The following is a 17,070-nucleotide window of genomic DNA, read 5'->3' on the forward strand; positions in this document are numbered from 1 at the left end:
AAGTATGAGTCTTCGCCTTGCAGCCGTGACGATTTATGCCGTCCTGAAAGACGCAATCGGCCATTTCACCCGTGATGACGGTTTCGCCATGGCCAGTCATGTCGCTCTTTCCGGCCTTCTCGCCATTTTTCCACTGTTGATTTTCATAGCGTCACTGGCGGCTTTTCTCGGTCTGACGGGGGCGGCCGATACGGTCTCCGATCTCATTTTTGATGCCTGGCCCGAGAGTGTGGCCGCGCCGCTCGCGCGGGAAGTCCAGAATGTCCTGACAGTCCGGCGCGGGGACCTGTTGACCCTGGGTGCCGTCGCCGCGCTGTGGTTTGCCTCAAACGGCGTGGAAGCGCTTCGCACCGCGCTGAACCGCGCCTACCGGCAGCAGGAACACCGTTCGATCATTCTGTTGAGGCTGCAGTCCCTCGGACTGGTTCTGCTGGGCGCAGGCATCCTGCTTGCCTATACGTTTCTTGTGGTTCTGGCCCCGCTGGCACTGTCGAAACTGGAGACTTATGTGCCGGCGATCGAATCCTTCCTGCTGTCGATCAATCTGGCGAGATACACGCTGGCCGGGTCTCTGCTGATCATCGGTCTGTTCATCACCCACTGGCAGCTTCCCTCCGGACACAGAACGTTCAGGGATCTGTGGCCGGGTGTGCTTGCAACCCTGATCATGTGGATTGTCGCCGGCAGTGTCTTTGGCGCCTATCTGGCCCGCTTCGCGAATTACGTTTCCACCTATGGCGGGCTGGCAGGCATCATGACCGCGGTGATCTTCCTGTATATCTGTGCATTGGTCTTCATTCTCGGCGGCGAGCTCAACGCCGCGATTTCCCGTCAGCGGCAATTTGCCCGGCGCAAGAAAATGCAAGCTGCCGCGCGTGCGGTGTCCGAAGACTGACAAGCCCCGTGCTGCGGGCGGATCAGGATTTCGCGGCTGGCTTCCGGATCGTCAGAACGGCGCTGATGACGAGTGCCATGCCGGCAAGCTGAACCAGGGTCAGCGTTTCCCCGAAAAGAAAATAGCTCTCGACCGCCGTGGCGACAGGCACCAGATAGAACAGGCTGGCGACCCTCGAGACGGCTCTCTGACGAATGAGCAGCATCAAAAGCAGGATGGCTCCCACGGACAGAACCAGCACCAGCCAGACAAGGGCGAAAATGAATTCACCTGACCAGGTGATGTGCCAGCTTTCGAAAAGGCTGAGAGGGACGGTTACCAGCAGGGCACCGACATATTGCCAGGCGGTTGCCGCCAGAAGATCCGTGCTCCCGACAAATCGCTTCTGGTAGACCGTGCCCAAACTGATGGCGAAGACACCGGCAAGCACGGCTGCAATGGTCGCGACCGTGATTCCGGTTCCGCTCAGGTCGAATTTGGGGCCGAGAACCAAGGCAAGACCAGCGGCACCGATTGCCATGGCGAGCCAGTGTCGTTTTGAAACGGTTTCCCCGAGCATCAGCACCGCCATGATGGCGGTCAGCACCGGTTGCAAACCGACAATGATCGACGACAGACCTGCCGGCATTCCCTGCTTGATCGCCCAGAAGACGCCAGCGAGATAAATCCCGTGAACCAGCATTCCAGTGACAACGCAGTGAAAGATTGCAGCGGGTGATCTGGGCCAGGACTTCGCAAGCACCAGGGCCAGGACGATCAGGACCGGCACGACCGCAGCGAATCGGACGGTCAGGAACACCATTGGTTCGACATAGGGCGCACCCAGTTTCGAACCGATGAATCCGGTTGACCACAATAGAACGAAGATTGCCGGTGCAGATTTGGCGAGGAATTTCAAGTTTTGCCTCAAAAAGGAGAGAAAATGCCTGGAAACTGTGCAGTATTGCGGATGCAATATTAGGATTCATTAACCGGAAATTGTGGATTTTCCTCGACTCTGTGGACTGATACTCAGGTGTTAGGGGCATACGCTGGTGACTGTCGGTACTCAACAATCATTTCAAATTCTGTCCAGACTGTCGGTCAAAGTCAGAATTCTCTCGCTCAGCCTATTCACGATTGTAGGCCTTCTGGCAATAGGGGCCGTGTTTTTCTGGAGCCAGAATGAGGTGAATACCGCATTTGTGCGCATGGGAGGAAGCGCAACCCTGGCAGAACAGGTCGCCGAACTGTCCGATGTGGGAGGCGCTCTGCTGGCGGTCGAGGAACGCTACCTCATCGCGCCTTCACCCGGCGGGGTCGAAGCCTTCGAGGCAAAACTCGCGCAGGCCAACATGGTTCTGGAAAGCATTTCCACCAACCCGGTTGCCGCGGCCCAGTCTGCCCAGATTTCCGATGTGAAGGATACTCTGGACGGCACCGGGGGCGCGTTCGAAATGCTTGACGCGGTTCAGCAGAAGATCGGTTATGACAGCACTCAGGGCTATCTGGCGAAACTGGATGAATCCGCCGGGGCCGTGAAGCTTCGCCTGCAGGAAGAAATGAAATTCGGAGGAGGTCCGGACTTCGAAAAACTGGCCCGTGCCATCCTTGCCGTTCAACTCGCGGAAAAGGAATACACCCTGAAGAGCACGCCTCAGTCGGTTGAGGTGTTTGCGACCGAGTTCACGGTGTTCGAGAAGCTTCTGAAAAAGGTCTATATCTCCGACGCCATCAAGAAAGAGCTGGCCGACAATATGGCCGCCTACAAGATGACATTCGACGAATATACCGCCGCAATGACCCAGAAGACCGAATATACGGGTCTGTTGGAAAGCCTGTTCGAGCTGGTGCCTCCGCATATCGCCACCTTGAACGCGGCTGCCCGCGTCACCAAGACACAAGCCGACAGCCAGCTGGAAACCGCCCGTTTCATAGCTGCTGTCGCAATTGGCGGCACGATACTGCTCCTGCTGGTTCTGCTTCCCGCCATTGCCCTTCTGATCGGGCAGTCCATCGCCCGGCCACTGTCGCGGCTCCAGACGGCGATGGAGGCACTGGCTGATGGGCACACCGATCTCGACCTTCCCGATGTAGCCGGAAACACGGAACTGGCCTCGATGAGCCGGACGGTCCAGGTGTTCCGCGACAACGCGCTTGAACGCGTCGAGCTGGCGGAAGCGCAGGCATCAGAACACGGCAAGCGTGAAGAACGCGTTGCCCGGCTCGACAAACTGATCGGCAGTTTCGAGGGCACTGTTTCCCAGGCACTGAACAGTCTGGACAGGGCGAATGACGAACTGCGGCAAACCTCGAAATCGATGGAGCATTCGGCGGATGATGTCGCGGATCAATCCGACGAAGCGGCAAGTGCCGTCAAGACCGCCGCGCAAAACGTGACATCGGCGGCCCAGTCCGCGGAAGAGCTTGCCGCGTCCATCGCGGAAATCGCCGGGCAGGCGAACCAGTCGACGGAAGTTGCCAAACAGGCCGTCGAGAGTGCGACCTCGACCGTTGCCACCATGCAGAAGCTTTCCGGCGCTGCGGACCGGATCGGTGAAGTCATGGGTCTCATCCGGGATATTGCAAGCCAGACCAATCTCCTGGCGTTGAATGCGACCATTGAAGCCGCCCGTGCGGGCGAGGCGGGCAAGGGGTTTGCCGTGGTGGCGGCGGAAGTGAAGCAGCTCGCCGACCAGACCTCTCAGGCGACCGAGGAAATCGCAACCCAGATCGAGGCGATCCAGGGCTCTTCCGGCGAGGCGGTCCAGGCCATCGAGGATGTGAACCGCATCATTTCGGACATGGAAGGGCTGGCATCCGCCGTGGCCGCGGCCGTTGAGCAGCAGGATGAGGCGGTTCAGGCCATTTCCCAGAATGTTTCCAGTGCCTCCACCCGCTCCGAAGAGGGGGCCGAGCGAATGGAGGCCGTCGGCTCCGCCGCCAGCCTGGCGCGCAGCAACAGTTCGGAAGTCGAGTTGCTTGCCGAATCTCTCGGTGAGCAGGGCGTTCTGATCCGCGAGGAGGTCGCCCGGTTCCTTCAGGATGTCCGCAGCGCCTGATCGGAATATTGACTGGCGTGCAGCCGGATTCGTCCTCGCGGCAATTCGCCCTTCTGGCGGGTTGCCGCACTTCATGTTAGGCCATACGCAGATATCGGTGCGAAAAGCCAGGCATGAAAAGGGCGGACGGAATGCAGGAAGAAATCGTCATCATCGGCGCGGGGCAGGCTGGTGCGCAGATTGCCCAATCTTTGCGTCAGGGCGGGTTCGAAGGACCGCTGCGCCTGATTGGCGACGAGCCCTATCTTCCCTACCAAAGACCGCCGCTTTCAAAGAAGTTTCTGGCCGGAGAAATCGACTCGGATGGCCTCCTGCTGCGTCCCCCGGCGTTTTTCTCCGCCAATGACATCGATCTCATTCCCGACACAAGGATCGCTGCGATTGACCGGAAGTCGAAACGCCTGCGGCTTGAGAACGGTGATACGCTGCCTTACGGCAAGCTTGTTGTGGCAACGGGAACCCATGCGCGCTCCCTGCCGATCGAGGGTGCCGAAAAGCAGGGCGTGCTGACACTGCGCTCGATCGCCGATGTCGATAACATCCGAGAAAGGCTGGAGAACTGCACGCGGGTCGCGATTATCGGTGCCGGTTATATCGGTCTGGAAGTGGCAGCCGTCGCCAAGGGACTCGGCAAGGACGTGAGCGTTATCGAAGCCCAGGACCGCCCCATGAAACGTGTGGTGAGCGAGACTGTTTCAGCCTTTTTCACCACCCTGCACCGGTCAAAGGGCATAGATCTCCGCCTCGACACGGGTATAGAGGCAATCGAGGGTGAGCGCGATGCCACGGGGGTCAGATTGACTTCCGGGGAAACGGTTCCGGCAGGTCTCGTGCTGATGGCCGTCGGGGCGGGGCCGAACGACAGCCTTGCGGCCGAGGCCGGTATCGAGACTGACAACGGCATCCTGGTGGATGGGTCTGGCCAGACCAGCGACCCGAATATCTATGCGGCAGGTGACTGCACACGGTTCTATTCCAACCGCTACAAGCGGTCCGTGCGGATGGAGAGCGTGCAGAACGCGATCGATCAGGCCAAGATCGTGGCGCAGGCGCTGGTCGGGAAGGATGTCGATTACGATCCGCTGCCCTGGTTCTGGTCCGACCAGTATGACATCAAGCTGCAGATCGCGGGACTTTCGGATGGCTATGACGACACCGTCGTCGTCGGCTCGCCCGATGATCACAAGTTCTATGTCGCCTATCTGAAGGCCGATCAGCTTATCGCTGTCGACAGCATCAACGCGCCGCGTTCCCATATGATGGCGCGCCGGGTAATCGGTGAAACCTGGCGTGAGGGATTGCTGCCGGAGGCGTGACGTCCGAGATGGGTGGCAGGTCCGGCTGTTGCCGGCAGTTCTTCCACCTGTCCGTATGTATCCAGAAAGTGGGCCTTCATTTCCTTCCAGCCATCTCCCGCATCATTTCTCACGAAATGCATCTCCAGTTCGTGCACACGGCTTAGCGCATGCCGCTGTTTAGCAGAATGAGCCGGGTGACTTCCTTCGGAATTTCCAGGTGAACCATGTGGCCGACCCGCTCGAAGATGTGCGTGGCCACCATGCCGGGCAGCTTGTGGGCCTGGCGGGTGGGCAGAACCCGGTCCTGGGTGCCCCAGATAACCTTGATCGGCAGGGGTAGGGCGGCGAGTTCTTCCCTGGGCAGGGTCTTTTGCACATTGCCGTCGATGATTTCGTCGGCGACGGCCTGCAGCGTTGCGGCGGCGCCGGGCAGGGCGCGGCTTTCGGCAGCGGTTTTTGCCAGGAATTTCGGTAGTTTGAATTCCCAGCCGAAAAACTGCTCCAGCAGGGTTTCCATTTCAGCTGCATCCGTCGCGGTGGCGTAACGGCGCAGGAGGCGGTGGTTAATTTCCGGGCCGAAGCCGCCCGGGGCCAGCAGCGTGAGGCTCGCAACAATCTCCGGGGCTCTCAAGGCGATAAGCGCGGCGATCGCGCCGCCCATGGAATGGCCGACCAGGTGCACTTTGGTCAAGCCGAGCGCCTCCAGGGATTGCGATACGGCCTTCGCGGCGACACCGGCATTGCCGATTTTCGGCCAGTCCAAAGCCTCTCCGTGACCGGGCAGGTCGAAGGCGATGGACCTTTTTTGCGCGGAAAGACCTGTCTGGATGTTCAACCAGGTCTGACGATCACCGCCGAAGCCATGCAAAAGAACAACGGGCGCACCCGTATCGTTTCCGCTGGCTTGCTGGTCGCGGAAGGGCAAATGCGCTGGGGCGGCTGGGCGGAGGTCGGTCATGTTGTTCCGGTACTTTGCAAGTGGCGGATGGGTCCGGCAGCAGTGCCGCGAAGGGGGAGGATAGCTTTTTAGGGAAGCTGACGGCTTATTCCAAGGCGAAAAGAGGTTGCGGGGCGGCGAAACCGCTCAGCGCGAAATCACCGACAGCGCGTGCTCTGGCGCCTGTGCGCCCGGCGACATCCGCAGTCATGAGAACATCCACGCCGACGGTTTTCGTGAGGCTCTCGATCCGCGCGGCGGCGTGTACGGTCTGGCCGATGACGGAAAACGTCATTCGGTGCGGAACGCCGATATTGCCGAACATTACCGTTCCGACGGAAAGGGCTACGCCCGCTTTCAACGGCTGGGTGGACGCAGGCTCCGCGTTGACAGATTTCAGCCGCTTGCGGGTCGCGTCCGCCGCGGCGATTGCCTGACCCACGGCGGTGTCCAGGCTCTGGTCACCTATCGGGAAGACCCCGAGAACGGCGTCGCCGATGAAGTCGAGCACCTCGCCGCCATTGTCCAGTATCGCGCCGGCGGTTGCCTGGAAATAGGCGTTGAGCCAGGACAGATAGGCATCTGGCCCCAGTTGTTCGGCAATGGCTGTGGAGTTGCGCATGTCGCTGTAAAAAATCACGGCATCTATGGTTTCCCCGTCGCCGTGACGGATCTGACCGGACAGAACCTTGCCGCCCGCGATCTTGCCGAGATAGGTTTCGGCAATTGTGCGGCTGATCTGGCTTTGAAGCGTGGCGCGCGCGGCAAGGGCCAGACGTTTTTGAATATAGGTGATCGCGTGCAGGGCTTCGTCGGTGAAACCGTTCTCTTCCCGGGTCGCCCAGGTCACCACGATGCCCGAAGTGGTGACTTCCTCGCGGATCGTCGGCAGCTCGAAGGCCGTGACCATGATCATGTAGTCGCTGTAGCCACGGTCACTGAGGTTGGCAAGCAGGGGAAAATCGAACGGTGCGTTGGTGTTTGCCAGACGCCGGCGCATCATCGGTTCGCCGCTCCTGAGGATCGAGCGAATCGGGCTGGTGAGCCAATCTTCGCTTTCTTCCTGGAAATGAACGATCTGTTCGTGCTGGAGGTCGTTGCCGTTTTCCCAGCAGACTGTTTCCGCTTCGATCAGCGGATGAAGCGTCGACCAGCCCATCAGGGCCCGATCGATCGGCACATGGCATTGGCGGAGCCTTTCGCACATTTCGGCGAACATCGCCGCCATGTCCGGCGAGCCCAGGGCCTGGCCGATAAGCCAATCCTCGACTCCGTCGATTTCCTTCATACTGATCATGGTGAGAAGTTAGATCACTTTCCGATCATGTTGAACCATTTGATGGCATGAAACGGCTCACGCGGGAAATGCTCTACCGATCTTTCTCGTCCGTTTCGAGACAGTCCGAACCGGCAGATATGCAGGAAGCCGGCTGAAGCGCGACTTCGCCCGGCGGGATGATCAGCCAGTTGACGATTTCCTCCGGAATGCCGGCGGAGGACCTGTAGGGGAAGCTTTTCCGGCCGCCGCGCACCGCATCCGGATAAAAAAGCAGTATTTCGTCGTCGGGGCGCTCATTGTCGCCGTCCCAGACAATCATCAGTCCCCGGTTCTGTACATCCTCCATATCGATCCACGGACTGAGGCGTGCATCGTGCAGGTAGAACATGGCGGGCCGGTCAGGCACGTATATCGTGGCATTTGCCGCAGCCCACATGTCTCCGGCGATATAGGCGAGATCCGTGCCCGTTTGTGATGTCCAGACCGAGGCAAGATGACTCGCAATGTCCCGGCCGGGGTAATGGATGCGGGTCTGCTTGTTTTTCCAGTGCGGTTCCAGAACAGCCTGTCCGACCAGCAGGGCAAGGAAAATCGTCTGGATCGCGACCGCGGCGGCGAAGGCGCGGCGGGGGTAGGGCCAGCATTCCGGCAGCGCAAGAAATCTGACAGCGAACGTTCCGGAGAGCAGGAACATCGGCATGCCCCACATATGTTCGAATTCGTTGCCGGTCACTGCCGAGGCTGCCAGCACGACGGCAAGGGGCATGAAAGCGAACCAGAGCAGGAAGCGGTCCCCTTGAGCCGGCAGGGCACGGACCGACTGTCGAAGGCCGCTTCTGAAGGTTCTCATGCCGCCCCAGCCGAGGCCTGCCAGCACGACCAGGAAAAGTCCGACATGATTGCCGATCTGTGCGGCAAGAAAGTTCAAGGGGTTGAAAATGTGGTCGAGGAACGAGATGGCCGGATTGCTGCGCGCTGCGGCGTAGTGAAAGGTCAGGAAATCCGTTTCCAGGAGCCAGAGGATATGCGGAACGAGCAACGCCGCGCAGACCAGGGCGCAAAGCCAGGGACCGGCAGACAGAAAATGCCGGCGTGCGTCGGCGAAGATCAGTGTGTGGAGCCCGATTGTTCCGATCAGGAGGAGTACGAAATATTTGGTGTAGAGCCCGAATGCGGCGAGGGCACCGAGGACGATCCAGTCCAGCAGGCGTCCTTTTTCCAGCGCCCTGTGAAAGAAGAGCATCATGCCCGCCCAGACCGGGATCTGAAGGACATTCGGATTGAATTCCGGCATGGGCAGGGTGAAGTAGAATGTCACGCTGGTCAGGACGACGGCCCAGAAAGCCTGCCAGGGAGACAGGCCGAGGCGCCGGGCGAGTTGCCAGATGAACAGATAGGCGAGCGCGGCGCAGAGCGCGCTCAGCCAATAGCCGCCGATATGATGGCCACCGGTGAGACGGTAGGTCATTTCCAGCAGCCAGGCCTGCATGGGTGGATGCTTGGTGTAACCGAGTGCGAGCTCCCGGCCCCAGGCAAACCCTTCGACCACATCCAGCGGCGGTCCCGGGAAGGTCAGCGACGGGATCAGCGCGTAGAGCAGGCAGACAAGGCCGCCGTAAAGAAGCGCGGCCCGGGGCGCGGAGGAGGTGCGAAAGGCCATCGAGGTGCTCAGGTTTCAGCCAGGTCATGGGAGAATGCCCACAGACGGGCGCTCAGAAAAGACACCGCCGGCACGATCGCGATGGAGAACAGCAAGCCGATGAGATCCGGCCAGGGCGTCAGTTCGAGCCAGAGCGCCAGCACAACCGAATTGAGCAGAAATCCCGACAGGGCGATCACAAGGAACCGGGTCATGCTGGCAAGCACCGCGCCGTTGCGGCGCAGATGCGAAAAGCTCCAGAAATAGTGACCGCTGAAGGATACGCCGAAAGCCACGAGGAAACCGCAGATGTTGGCCGGAAAGGCGGACAGTGTTCCGGTCTCCAGGAGGACGGCTGCAACACTGGCGTGGGTAAGGGTGGCCAGGATGCCGACAACGGCAAATTTTCCAAGGGCCGCCGTCTCGGTTCTGATCTTCCGGTGTCTTGACTCAGTTTCCATCCGAAACCTGTTTCGCCTGATCGCCTGTGCCGGTCACGTCCCCCTCTATGACGTCCTGGAGGATATAGACCGGCCGCTGCTTTGCCTCGTTGAAAAGGCGGGCGATATATTCGCCGATCATGCCGATGGACAGGAGCTGCACTCCGGAGAAGAACAGCAGCGCAACCATCAGCGAAGTATAGCCGGGTACATCGATGCCGAAGACAACCACATGCAGGACCAGATAGAAAGCATAGGCAAAGGCGGCGACCGACACGAGCGCGCCACCATAAAACCAGACCCGCAGCGGCAGGGTGGTAAATCCGGTCAGGCCGTCCAGAGCGAAGTTCCACAATTTCCAGTAGTTGAACTTGCCCGCTCCTGCCTTGCGCGGCGGGCGTTCGTAGGGCAGCGCCATCGCCGGAAACCCGACCCAGGCGAACAGGCCCTTCATGAAGCGGTTGCGTTCGGGCAGTCTCAGAAGCGCATCGATCACGGCGCGGTCGATGAGGCGGAAATCGCCGGCATTCGCGGGCATCTGGATGTTGGCCAGCTGGTCGAACAACCGGTAGAACATGCCGGCCGTCGAGCGCTTCATGAGCGTGTCGGAAGAGCGGTCGACCCTGAGGCCGTAGACGACATCGTAGCCGGCCCGCCAGCCTTCCAGCATTTGCAGAATCAGATCCGGCGGGTCCTGAAGGTCAGCATCGATGATGACGGCGATGTCCCCCCTTGCGGCTTCCAGGCCTGCGGACAGGGCGGCTTCCTTGCCGAAATTCCGCGACAGACCGAGAAGGCGACCCGGCAGGCCGTCCTTCAGCGCCCTGGCGAGAATGTCGGCCGTTGCATCGCGGCTGCCGTCGTCGATGAAGACATATTCGTATTTCAGGCCGCTCCGCTCCAGCACTGTCCGGGTCGCGTCGAGAAAATGGACGATGACGTCTTCTTCATTGAAGACCGGAACAATGACGCTGAGCAGCGGCGTGGCGGAGCGCGAACCTTGCCTTCTCGAGACGTAGATTTTCGAAGCTTCCGCTGCTTGCATGAAGGGCTCCCGGTTCCTCGCAACTCTAGGGCGTAAACTCATACATGAAGACGAAATGCCATTTCCATGTCCTTCGGATTTGACCGAATTGGTTCTCCTCCGCGTCGCGAAAGGCTTGAAATGAACGACATTTCCTGCGCTTTCGCCCCTTGATGAAGACCGACTCGCCTCAAACCATTTCATCTTCGTGTATGAGCTTACGCCCCAAGTCGGCGCAACCTGACGGAAAAACATGAAAAAGGCCAGCCTCGATGATGCGGACCGGCCTGTTTTCAGTTCGGATGTGTTTGCGGTCTAAACAAGTGCCCCGTGGCAATGTTTGTACTTCTTGCCCGATCCGCACGGGCAGAGTTCGTTGCGGCCAACCTTGCCCCAGGTTTCGGGATTGTTGGGGTCGCGCTGGCTCGAAGCCGCCAGGCGTGCATCCGCCACAGCCATTTCATCTTCCCCCGTGAGAGGGTCGATGTGATGAGCGTGCATTTCCGGTTCGGCCGGCATCTGCGGCGGCTGTTCGGTGACCAGTTCCACACGCAACAATTGCGCGGTGGTTGTCTGGCGGAGCTGCGTCAGCATGGACTCGAACAGGGTGAAAGCTTCCGTCTTGTATTCCTGCAGCGGGTCGCGCTGGGCATAGCCGCGGAAACCGACAACGGACCGCAGATGATCCAGGTTGGCGAGATGTTCACGCCACAGATTGTCCAGGGTCTGCAACAGGATCGCCTTTTCCACCTGACGCATGATGTCCGGGGTGTATTTGGCGACCTTTTGCGCCATGGCGCCATCGGCGGCCTTTCGCAGCCGGTTCTTGACTTCTTCCTCGGCAATGCCTTCCTCGTCCGCCCAGTCCTTGACCGGCAGATCGAGGTTCAGGTACTTGCGGACTTCTTCCTGAAGGCCTTCCGTGTCCCATTGTTCGGGATAGGCGCGCTCGGGAATGTGGTTCGCCACCAGATCGTCGATCACGTCGTGGCGCATGTCCGCCACCGCGTCCTGAATTGCCTCGCTGTCCATGAGTTCGATGCGCTGGTCGAAAACCACCTTGCGCTGGTCGTTCATCACGTCATCGAATTTCAGGAGGTTCTTTCGAATGTCGAAGTTGCGCGCCTCGACCTTCTGCTGGGCTTTTTCCAGGGCCTTGTTGATCCAGGGGTGGATGATCGCCTCGCCTTCTTCAAGGCCGAGCTTCTGAAGCATGGAGTCCATGCGCTCGGAGCCGAAGATGCGCATCAGGTCGTCTTGCAGCGACAGGAAGAACTTCGAATGGCCGGGATCGCCCTGACGGCCGGATCGGCCGCGCAGCTGGTTGTCGATACGCCGGCTTTCGTGGCGCTCCGTACCGATGACGTAAAGACCGCCTGCCTGCAGAGCCTTCTGTTTCAGGGTCTCCACATCGGCGCGGATCTTCTCTTCGGCGGCGGTTCGCTCCGGGCCCTCGGGCATGTCGGAGAGTTCCATGGCGATCTGCATGTCCGCGTTGCCGCCGAGCTGAATGTCGGTGCCGCGGCCGGCCATGTTGGTCGCGATCGTGACCGCGCCTGGCAGACCGGCCTGTGCTACGATGAAGGCTTCCTGCTCGTGGTAGCGGGCGTTGAGGACCGCAAATACCTTGGACTTTCCGTCGTCGGTTTTCTGCGCCTCGGCAAAGGCGACGGGATCGCTCAGGTCGATCTGTTTGTAGCCATGCTTTTTCAGAAGTTCGGCGAGGCGTTCAGACTTTTCAATTGACGTCGTGCCCACCAGTACAGGCTGGCCGCGTTCCTTGCATTCGTCGATCAGTTTGGCGATCGCCTGGAATTTTTCATCTACCGTGCGGTAGACCTCGTCATCGTCGTCCACCCGGCTGACCGGCATGTTCGTCGGGATCTCGACGACTTCGAGTTTGTAGATATCCGCGAATTCGTCCGCTTCGGTCGAGGCGGTTCCGGTCATGCCGGCGAGTTTGCCGTACATGCGGAAATAATTCTGGAAGGTGATCGAGGCCAGTGTCTGGTTTTCCGGCTGGATCTGAACCTTTTCGCGGGCTTCCAGCGCCTGGTGCAGGCCTTCCGAGAACCGGCGTCCCGGCATCATGCGGCCGGTGAACTCGTCAATAATGACAACTTCGTTGTTGCGGACGATATAATCCTTGTCCCTCTGGAACAGCTTATGCGCCTTCAGCGCCTGTTGCAGATGGTGGACGATGGAGACGTTTTCCACGTCGTACAGCGAGTTGCCCTTCAGAAGTTCGGCTTCCCGCAGCAGGTTTTCCAGCTTCTCGTTGCCCGCTTCGGTAAAGCTGGCCGAGCGCTGTTTTTCGTCCAGTTCGTAGTCTTCGGCGGTCAATTGCGGAATCAGCGTGTCGACCGAGTTATAGAACTCCGAGCGGTCCTCGAGCGGACCGGAAATGATCAGCGGCGTTCGGGCCTCATCGACCAGGATCGAGTCAACTTCATCGACGATCGCATAGTTATGTTCGCGCTGAACCATCGATCCGCGATCGTGTTTCATATTGTCGCGCAGATAGTCGAAGCCGAACTCGTTGTTGGTGCCGTAGGTTACGTCGGCGGCGTAGGCCGCGCGGCGCTCCTCGTCCGACAGGCCGTGGGTGATGCAGCCGACGGTGAGGCCCAGGAAGGTGTAGACCTGACCCATCCATTCGCTGTCGCGCTGGGCCAGATAGTCATTCACCGTGACCACATGGACGCCCTTGCCCGCAAGGGCGTTCAGATAGACCGGTGCGGTTGCGACAAGGGTCTTGCCCTCACCCGTCCGCATTTCCGAAATCTGACCGGAGTTCAGAACCATGCCGCCAATAAGCTGTACGTCATAGTGCCGCTGTCCGAGTGCGCGGTGCGCAGCCTCGCGAACTGTTGCGAAGGCGGGGACGAGAAGGTCCTCGATATCCGCACCGTTCTGGATCTGGGTCCGGAATTCGGCCGTGCGGGCCTTCAGCGCGTCGTCCGACAGGCCCTGAAGTTCCGGCTCCAGAGCATTGATCTGTTCGACCTTCGCCTGAAATGTCTTAATCTTCCGGTCGTTCGCAGAACCGAAAATCTTACGTGCTAAAGCGCCAAGGCCAGCCATGTGGCGGTCCTTCCCTGAAAGGCGGCGCCAATGGCAATCCGGCGCCTGCCCATGAAATCGTCTCAATTGCTGTCCACGTTGCCGACAAGGGCAACGCGCTGGCCGGTGACCGCGGCCGAAAAGATGCCTTCCCGGCCCACGAGCCGGACGCCCGACAGATAAGAGGGGGTTCAATGCTTGTCAACGCCGCTGGAATGCGCAATGTAGCCCAGCCCTCATCAAGGGAGGCAAGAAAGATTACTGTTCCGATAGGTAAAGGACGTCTCATGCTCCGAATTTCGATGCGCAGGCCGGTTCAGGCACTTGCCGTTTCACTCCTGGCCATGTCGCTCGGATCCGCGACCCTTCATGCCGCCGAGCCGGACGATGTGGTCGCCAAGGTCGGCGATGGAGAAATCACCGAAGCCGAACTTGCGTTTGCAGCCCAGGATGCCGGCCAGGAATTGCAGCGTTTCCCGCCCGCTCAATGGCGTCAGCTCCTGCTCGATGCCATGGTGGACATGGAATTGATGGCGCAGGCGGCCCGTCAGGAAGGGTTGGACAAGGATCCGGATTTCCAAAGACAGCTGGATTTCCTTGAACTGCAGGCATTGCGGAATGCCTATCTTGCCCAGAAAATCGGTGGAACGATTTCCGACGAAGACGTTCAGGCAGCCTACGACGCGCAATTCGCCGATTTCGAGGGCGCAGAGGAACTGCACGCCCGTCATATTCTGGTGAAGGAGAAGGCGGAAGCCGAAGCGCTGGTCGCTGAACTGGACGGTGGGGCGGACTTCGCCGAACTGGCGCGGGAAAAATCCACCGGCCCATCCGGTCCCAATGGCGGCGATCTCGGCTTTTTCAAAAAAGGCCAGATGGTCAAGCCGTTTGAAGAAGCGGCTCTCGCGCTCGAACCGGGCAGTTATACAAAAGAACCGGTGGAAACCCAGTTCGGCTGGCATGTCATCAAGCTGGAAGAGACCCGCCGTGAGGAAAAACCCGCTCTCGATCAGGTCGGTGACTCTCTGCGTCAGCAGATTTTCCGTGATCGGTACGAAGCCCGGATGGCCGAGCTCAGGGACGCGATGCCGGTTGAAATTCTCGACGTAGCACCTGTTCAGCCGGCTGAAGACGGCGAAAAGACCGAGTGATCGTCGAATTCCGATGGTAATTAAACCCGGCGGCATTCAGCTGCCGGGTTTTGTGTATGACGGACAAGACTTGAACGAGACTTGAAAAGGCTTGCGCCGCTTCAGCGCTTTTGGGTAGATCAGGCGGCTTCTCTTCCGGAAACGGATGAAAAGTTGAAAACTTGACCAAGAGTGCCGGAAAATCTTCCATGCCGACGACCGTTTCCCCCCTTGCCCCCAAGTCCTACCCGGAGATGCCGGAGATCGAGGGTGTCCAATTCGCCACCGCTTCGGCAGGTATCAAATACACGGGCCGTACGGATGTTCTGCTTGCCACGCTAAGCGAAGGCACGGCCGTTTCCGGCGTGTTCACACAGTCGAAATGTTCCTCGGCGCCGGTGGACTGGTGCAAGGCCCGGCTCGCCGCCGGCAAGGCGCGCGCACTTCTGGTGAACTCGGGCAATGCCAATGCCTTTACCGGCAAGAAAGGCAAGGCCGCGGTTGAGCTTTCAGCGCAGATCGTTTCCGGCGCCCTTGGCAGCAGTGAGGCGGAAATCTTCCTGGCTTCAACCGGCGTGATCGGCGAACCGCTTCCGGCTGAAAAATTCTCCCATGTGGTCGAAGACCTGAAAAACGATCAGGGCAGTGCCGGCTGGCTGGACGCGGCCCGGGCGATCATGACGACCGACACCTACCCGAAAGTGGCGACCGCGAGTGTCGACCTGGACGGCAAGACGGTGTCGATCAACGGCATCGCAAAGGGCGCGGGGATGATCGCGCCTGATATGGCGACCATGCTGTCGTTCATCTTCACCGATGCCGCCATTGCGCCGGATGTGCTGCAGGCATTGCTTAGCGGTGAAACCGGCGGCAGCTTCAATGCCGTTACGGTCGACAGCGACACCTCCACATCCGACACCGTCCTGTTGTTCGCGACCGGAACCGCCGCTGCGAGAGGGGTTGCTCCCGTCAAGTCTCTGGACGACCCGCGGGTAGACACCCTGCGTGCGGCGCTCGGGGATGTGATGCTGGATCTGGCCCACCAGATTGTTCGCGATGGTGAAGGCGCCCGGAAATTCGTTGAGATTCGCGTCCAGGGCGCAGAGAGCGACGCTTCGGCGAAGAAGATCGCGTTGTCGGTCGCCAATTCGCCGCTCGTCAAAACCGCCGTTGCCGGTGAAGACGCCAATTGGGGCCGTGTGGTCATGGCTGTCGGAAAAGCCGGAGAACCGGCGGACCGGGACCGGCTGGCGATCTGGTTTGGAGACATCCGGGTTGCGGTCGATGGGGAAAGAGACCCCGCCTACAGTGAAGAGGCGGCCTCGGCGGTGATGCAAGAGGAAGATATCGTCATCCGGGTGGATCTGGGCCTGGGCGCCGGACAGGCAACCGTCTGGACTTGCGACCTCACCAAGGAATATGTCGCAATCAACGGCGATTACCGCAGTTAGATGCGGGTGACATTCCACCGGAGCGTTTCGATATGGGCGCCTTGGAACAATTTTCGTAAATTTGCAGCTTTCGACCGGAATTGCCTGACGGCAGTTTGAACAAATGTTTCAGAACTGGACACCGACCATGACCAAGATCGTACTTGTCGCGGCCTGCGCTCTTGTCGATGTGGATGGGCGCGTACTGCTGGCGCAGCGGCCCGAGGGTAAATCCATGGCGGGTTTGTGGGAGTTTCCAGGGGGAAAGGTCGAAGACGGTGAGCGTCCGGAGGAAACCCTGATCCGGGAACTTGACGAAGAGCTCGGCATCACGGTTAAGGAAGCGTGCCTCGCACCGCTGACCTTCGCCAGCCACGCTTATGAAGATTTTCACCTCCTTATGCCACTCTTCATCTGCCGCAGATGGGACGGTGTGCCCCGGGGCCTGGAAAGTCAGGCTCTGAAATGGGTTCGAGCCAATCGGCTGCGGGACTATCCGATGCCGGCGGCCGATGAGCCTCTCATCCCGCATATTCTGGAAGCGGTCTAGCTGGTATCCGCGTTCAGGCCGACGCAGACCTTTTTTGATCCGGCGGTTAACCGCATTCGATCAGTTTGATCCTGGTGGGGAGTGTTCGCAGTGTTGAGGACGTCAGCTTGCTACCGGGAGGCCGAGCGCCTTCTGAAGCGCCTTGTCCGGGATGAAACCGGGTCGACCGCAATTGAATATACCGTGATCGCAGCTCTTATCGGAGTTGTCGTTCTTGCAGGACTGGGTGCGGTCGGGGATTCTCTGACAGATAATATTTACGGCGCGATCACGGAAGCCATTACCGAGGCCACGGGCGGCGGCGATGAAGACACCAGCTGATTGCAGCCTTCCCGCCTGCCTGC

Annotated in this window: 14 protein-coding genes; 7 read left to right on the forward strand and 7 right to left on the reverse strand. The window is 59.7% G+C overall.

Translation table 11 applies throughout. From position 1 onward, the window contains the following. Nucleotides 1-4: 4 nt before the first annotated feature. The gene (locus OA90_RS08300; RefSeq protein WP_068409358.1) at nt 5-895 is read left to right on the forward strand and encodes a YihY/virulence factor BrkB family protein; all 891 of its coding nucleotides are present in this window, start codon (nt 5-7) and stop codon (nt 893-895) included. 22 nt (nt 896-917) lie between these two features. Here the strand turns inward: OA90_RS08300 and OA90_RS08305 are convergent, their stop codons facing one another. After that, on the reverse strand, nt 918-1,793 hold the full coding sequence (locus OA90_RS08305; protein WP_082836914.1) for a DMT family transporter: 876 nt from the start codon (nt 1,791-1,793) through the stop codon (nt 918-920). 271 nt (nt 1,794-2,064) lie between these two features. On the opposite strand from OA90_RS08305, the gene OA90_RS08310 reads away from it, so the two are divergent. Both OA90_RS08310 and OA90_RS08315 read left to right on the forward strand, forming a co-directional pair. After that, on the forward strand, nt 2,065-3,936 hold the full coding sequence (locus OA90_RS08310; RefSeq protein ID WP_208986038.1) for a HAMP domain-containing methyl-accepting chemotaxis protein: 1,872 nt from the start codon (nt 2,065-2,067) through the stop codon (nt 3,934-3,936). Nucleotides 3,937-4,067: 131 nt separating this feature from the next. Beyond that, nucleotides 4,068-5,252 (forward strand): FAD-dependent oxidoreductase, encoded by a 1,185-nt coding sequence (locus OA90_RS08315; protein WP_068409362.1) that lies wholly within the window; start codon nt 4,068-4,070, stop codon nt 5,250-5,252. Between the two features lie 142 nt (nt 5,253-5,394). Here the strand turns inward: OA90_RS08315 and OA90_RS08320 are convergent, their stop codons facing one another. The 6 genes from OA90_RS08320 to secA all read right to left on the reverse strand — a co-directional run bounded on the left by OA90_RS08320 (nt 5,395) and on the right by secA (nt 13,637). Continuing rightward, entirely contained in the window at nt 5,395-6,192 is a 798-nt protein-coding gene (locus OA90_RS08320; protein WP_068409364.1) for an alpha/beta fold hydrolase, read from the reverse strand. Between the two features lie 85 nt (nt 6,193-6,277). Then, nucleotides 6,278-7,468, reverse strand: coding sequence for an adenylate/guanylate cyclase domain-containing protein (locus tag OA90_RS08325; protein WP_068409366.1), 1,191 nt, complete (start codon nt 7,466-7,468; stop codon nt 6,278-6,280). 73 nt (nt 7,469-7,541) lie between these two features. Further along, a complete protein-coding gene (locus tag OA90_RS08330; protein WP_068409368.1) occupies nt 7,542-9,110 on the reverse strand; it encodes a glycosyltransferase family 39 protein in 1,569 nt (522 codons plus the stop codon). An 8-nt stretch (nt 9,111-9,118) separates the two neighbouring features. Next, nucleotides 9,119-9,550 carry a GtrA family protein gene (locus tag OA90_RS08335; protein WP_068409370.1) on the reverse strand — a complete coding sequence of 144 codons (432 nt, stop codon included), beginning with the start codon at nt 9,548-9,550 and terminating at the stop codon, nt 9,119-9,121. Then, entirely contained in the window at nt 9,540-10,574 is a 1,035-nt protein-coding gene (locus OA90_RS08340; RefSeq protein WP_068409372.1) for a glycosyltransferase family 2 protein, read from the reverse strand. The genes OA90_RS08335 and OA90_RS08340 overlap by 11 nt, the downstream gene beginning before the upstream one ends. Nucleotides 10,575-10,868: 294 nt before the next feature. Continuing rightward, nucleotides 10,869-13,637: a preprotein translocase subunit SecA gene (gene secA / locus OA90_RS08345; RefSeq protein WP_068409374.1), complete on the reverse strand. Its 2,769-nt coding sequence runs from the start codon at nt 13,635-13,637 to the stop codon at nt 10,869-10,871. A gap of 266 nt (nt 13,638-13,903) precedes the next feature. On the opposite strand from secA, the gene OA90_RS08350 reads away from it, so the two are divergent. The 4 genes from OA90_RS08350 (at nt 13,904) to OA90_RS08365 (ending at nt 17,047) form a co-directional block, all read left to right on the forward strand. Continuing rightward, a complete protein-coding gene (locus tag OA90_RS08350) occupies nt 13,904-14,767 on the forward strand; it encodes a peptidylprolyl isomerase (protein ID WP_068409376.1) in 864 nt (287 codons plus the stop codon). 188 nt (nt 14,768-14,955) lie between these two features. Continuing rightward, complete coding sequence (gene argJ / locus OA90_RS08355; RefSeq protein ID WP_068409378.1) at nt 14,956-16,197, forward strand: bifunctional glutamate N-acetyltransferase/amino-acid acetyltransferase ArgJ; 1,242 nt, start codon at nt 14,956-14,958, stop codon at nt 16,195-16,197. Nucleotides 16,198-16,324: 127 nt separating this feature from the next. Continuing rightward, nucleotides 16,325-16,726, forward strand: a complete 402-nt coding sequence (locus OA90_RS08360) for a (deoxy)nucleoside triphosphate pyrophosphohydrolase (protein WP_068409794.1) — start codon at nt 16,325-16,327, stop codon at nt 16,724-16,726. A 90-nt stretch (nt 16,727-16,816) separates the two neighbouring features. Further along, on the forward strand, nt 16,817-17,047 hold the full coding sequence (locus tag OA90_RS08365; protein WP_244274568.1) for a Flp family type IVb pilin: 231 nt from the start codon (nt 16,817-16,819) through the stop codon (nt 17,045-17,047). Nucleotides 17,048-17,070 lie beyond the last annotated feature (23 nt).

Source organism: Labrenzia sp. OB1 (assembly GCF_001624695.1).
In the GTDB taxonomy this organism is placed as follows: domain Bacteria; phylum Pseudomonadota; class Alphaproteobacteria; order Rhizobiales; family Stappiaceae; genus Roseibium.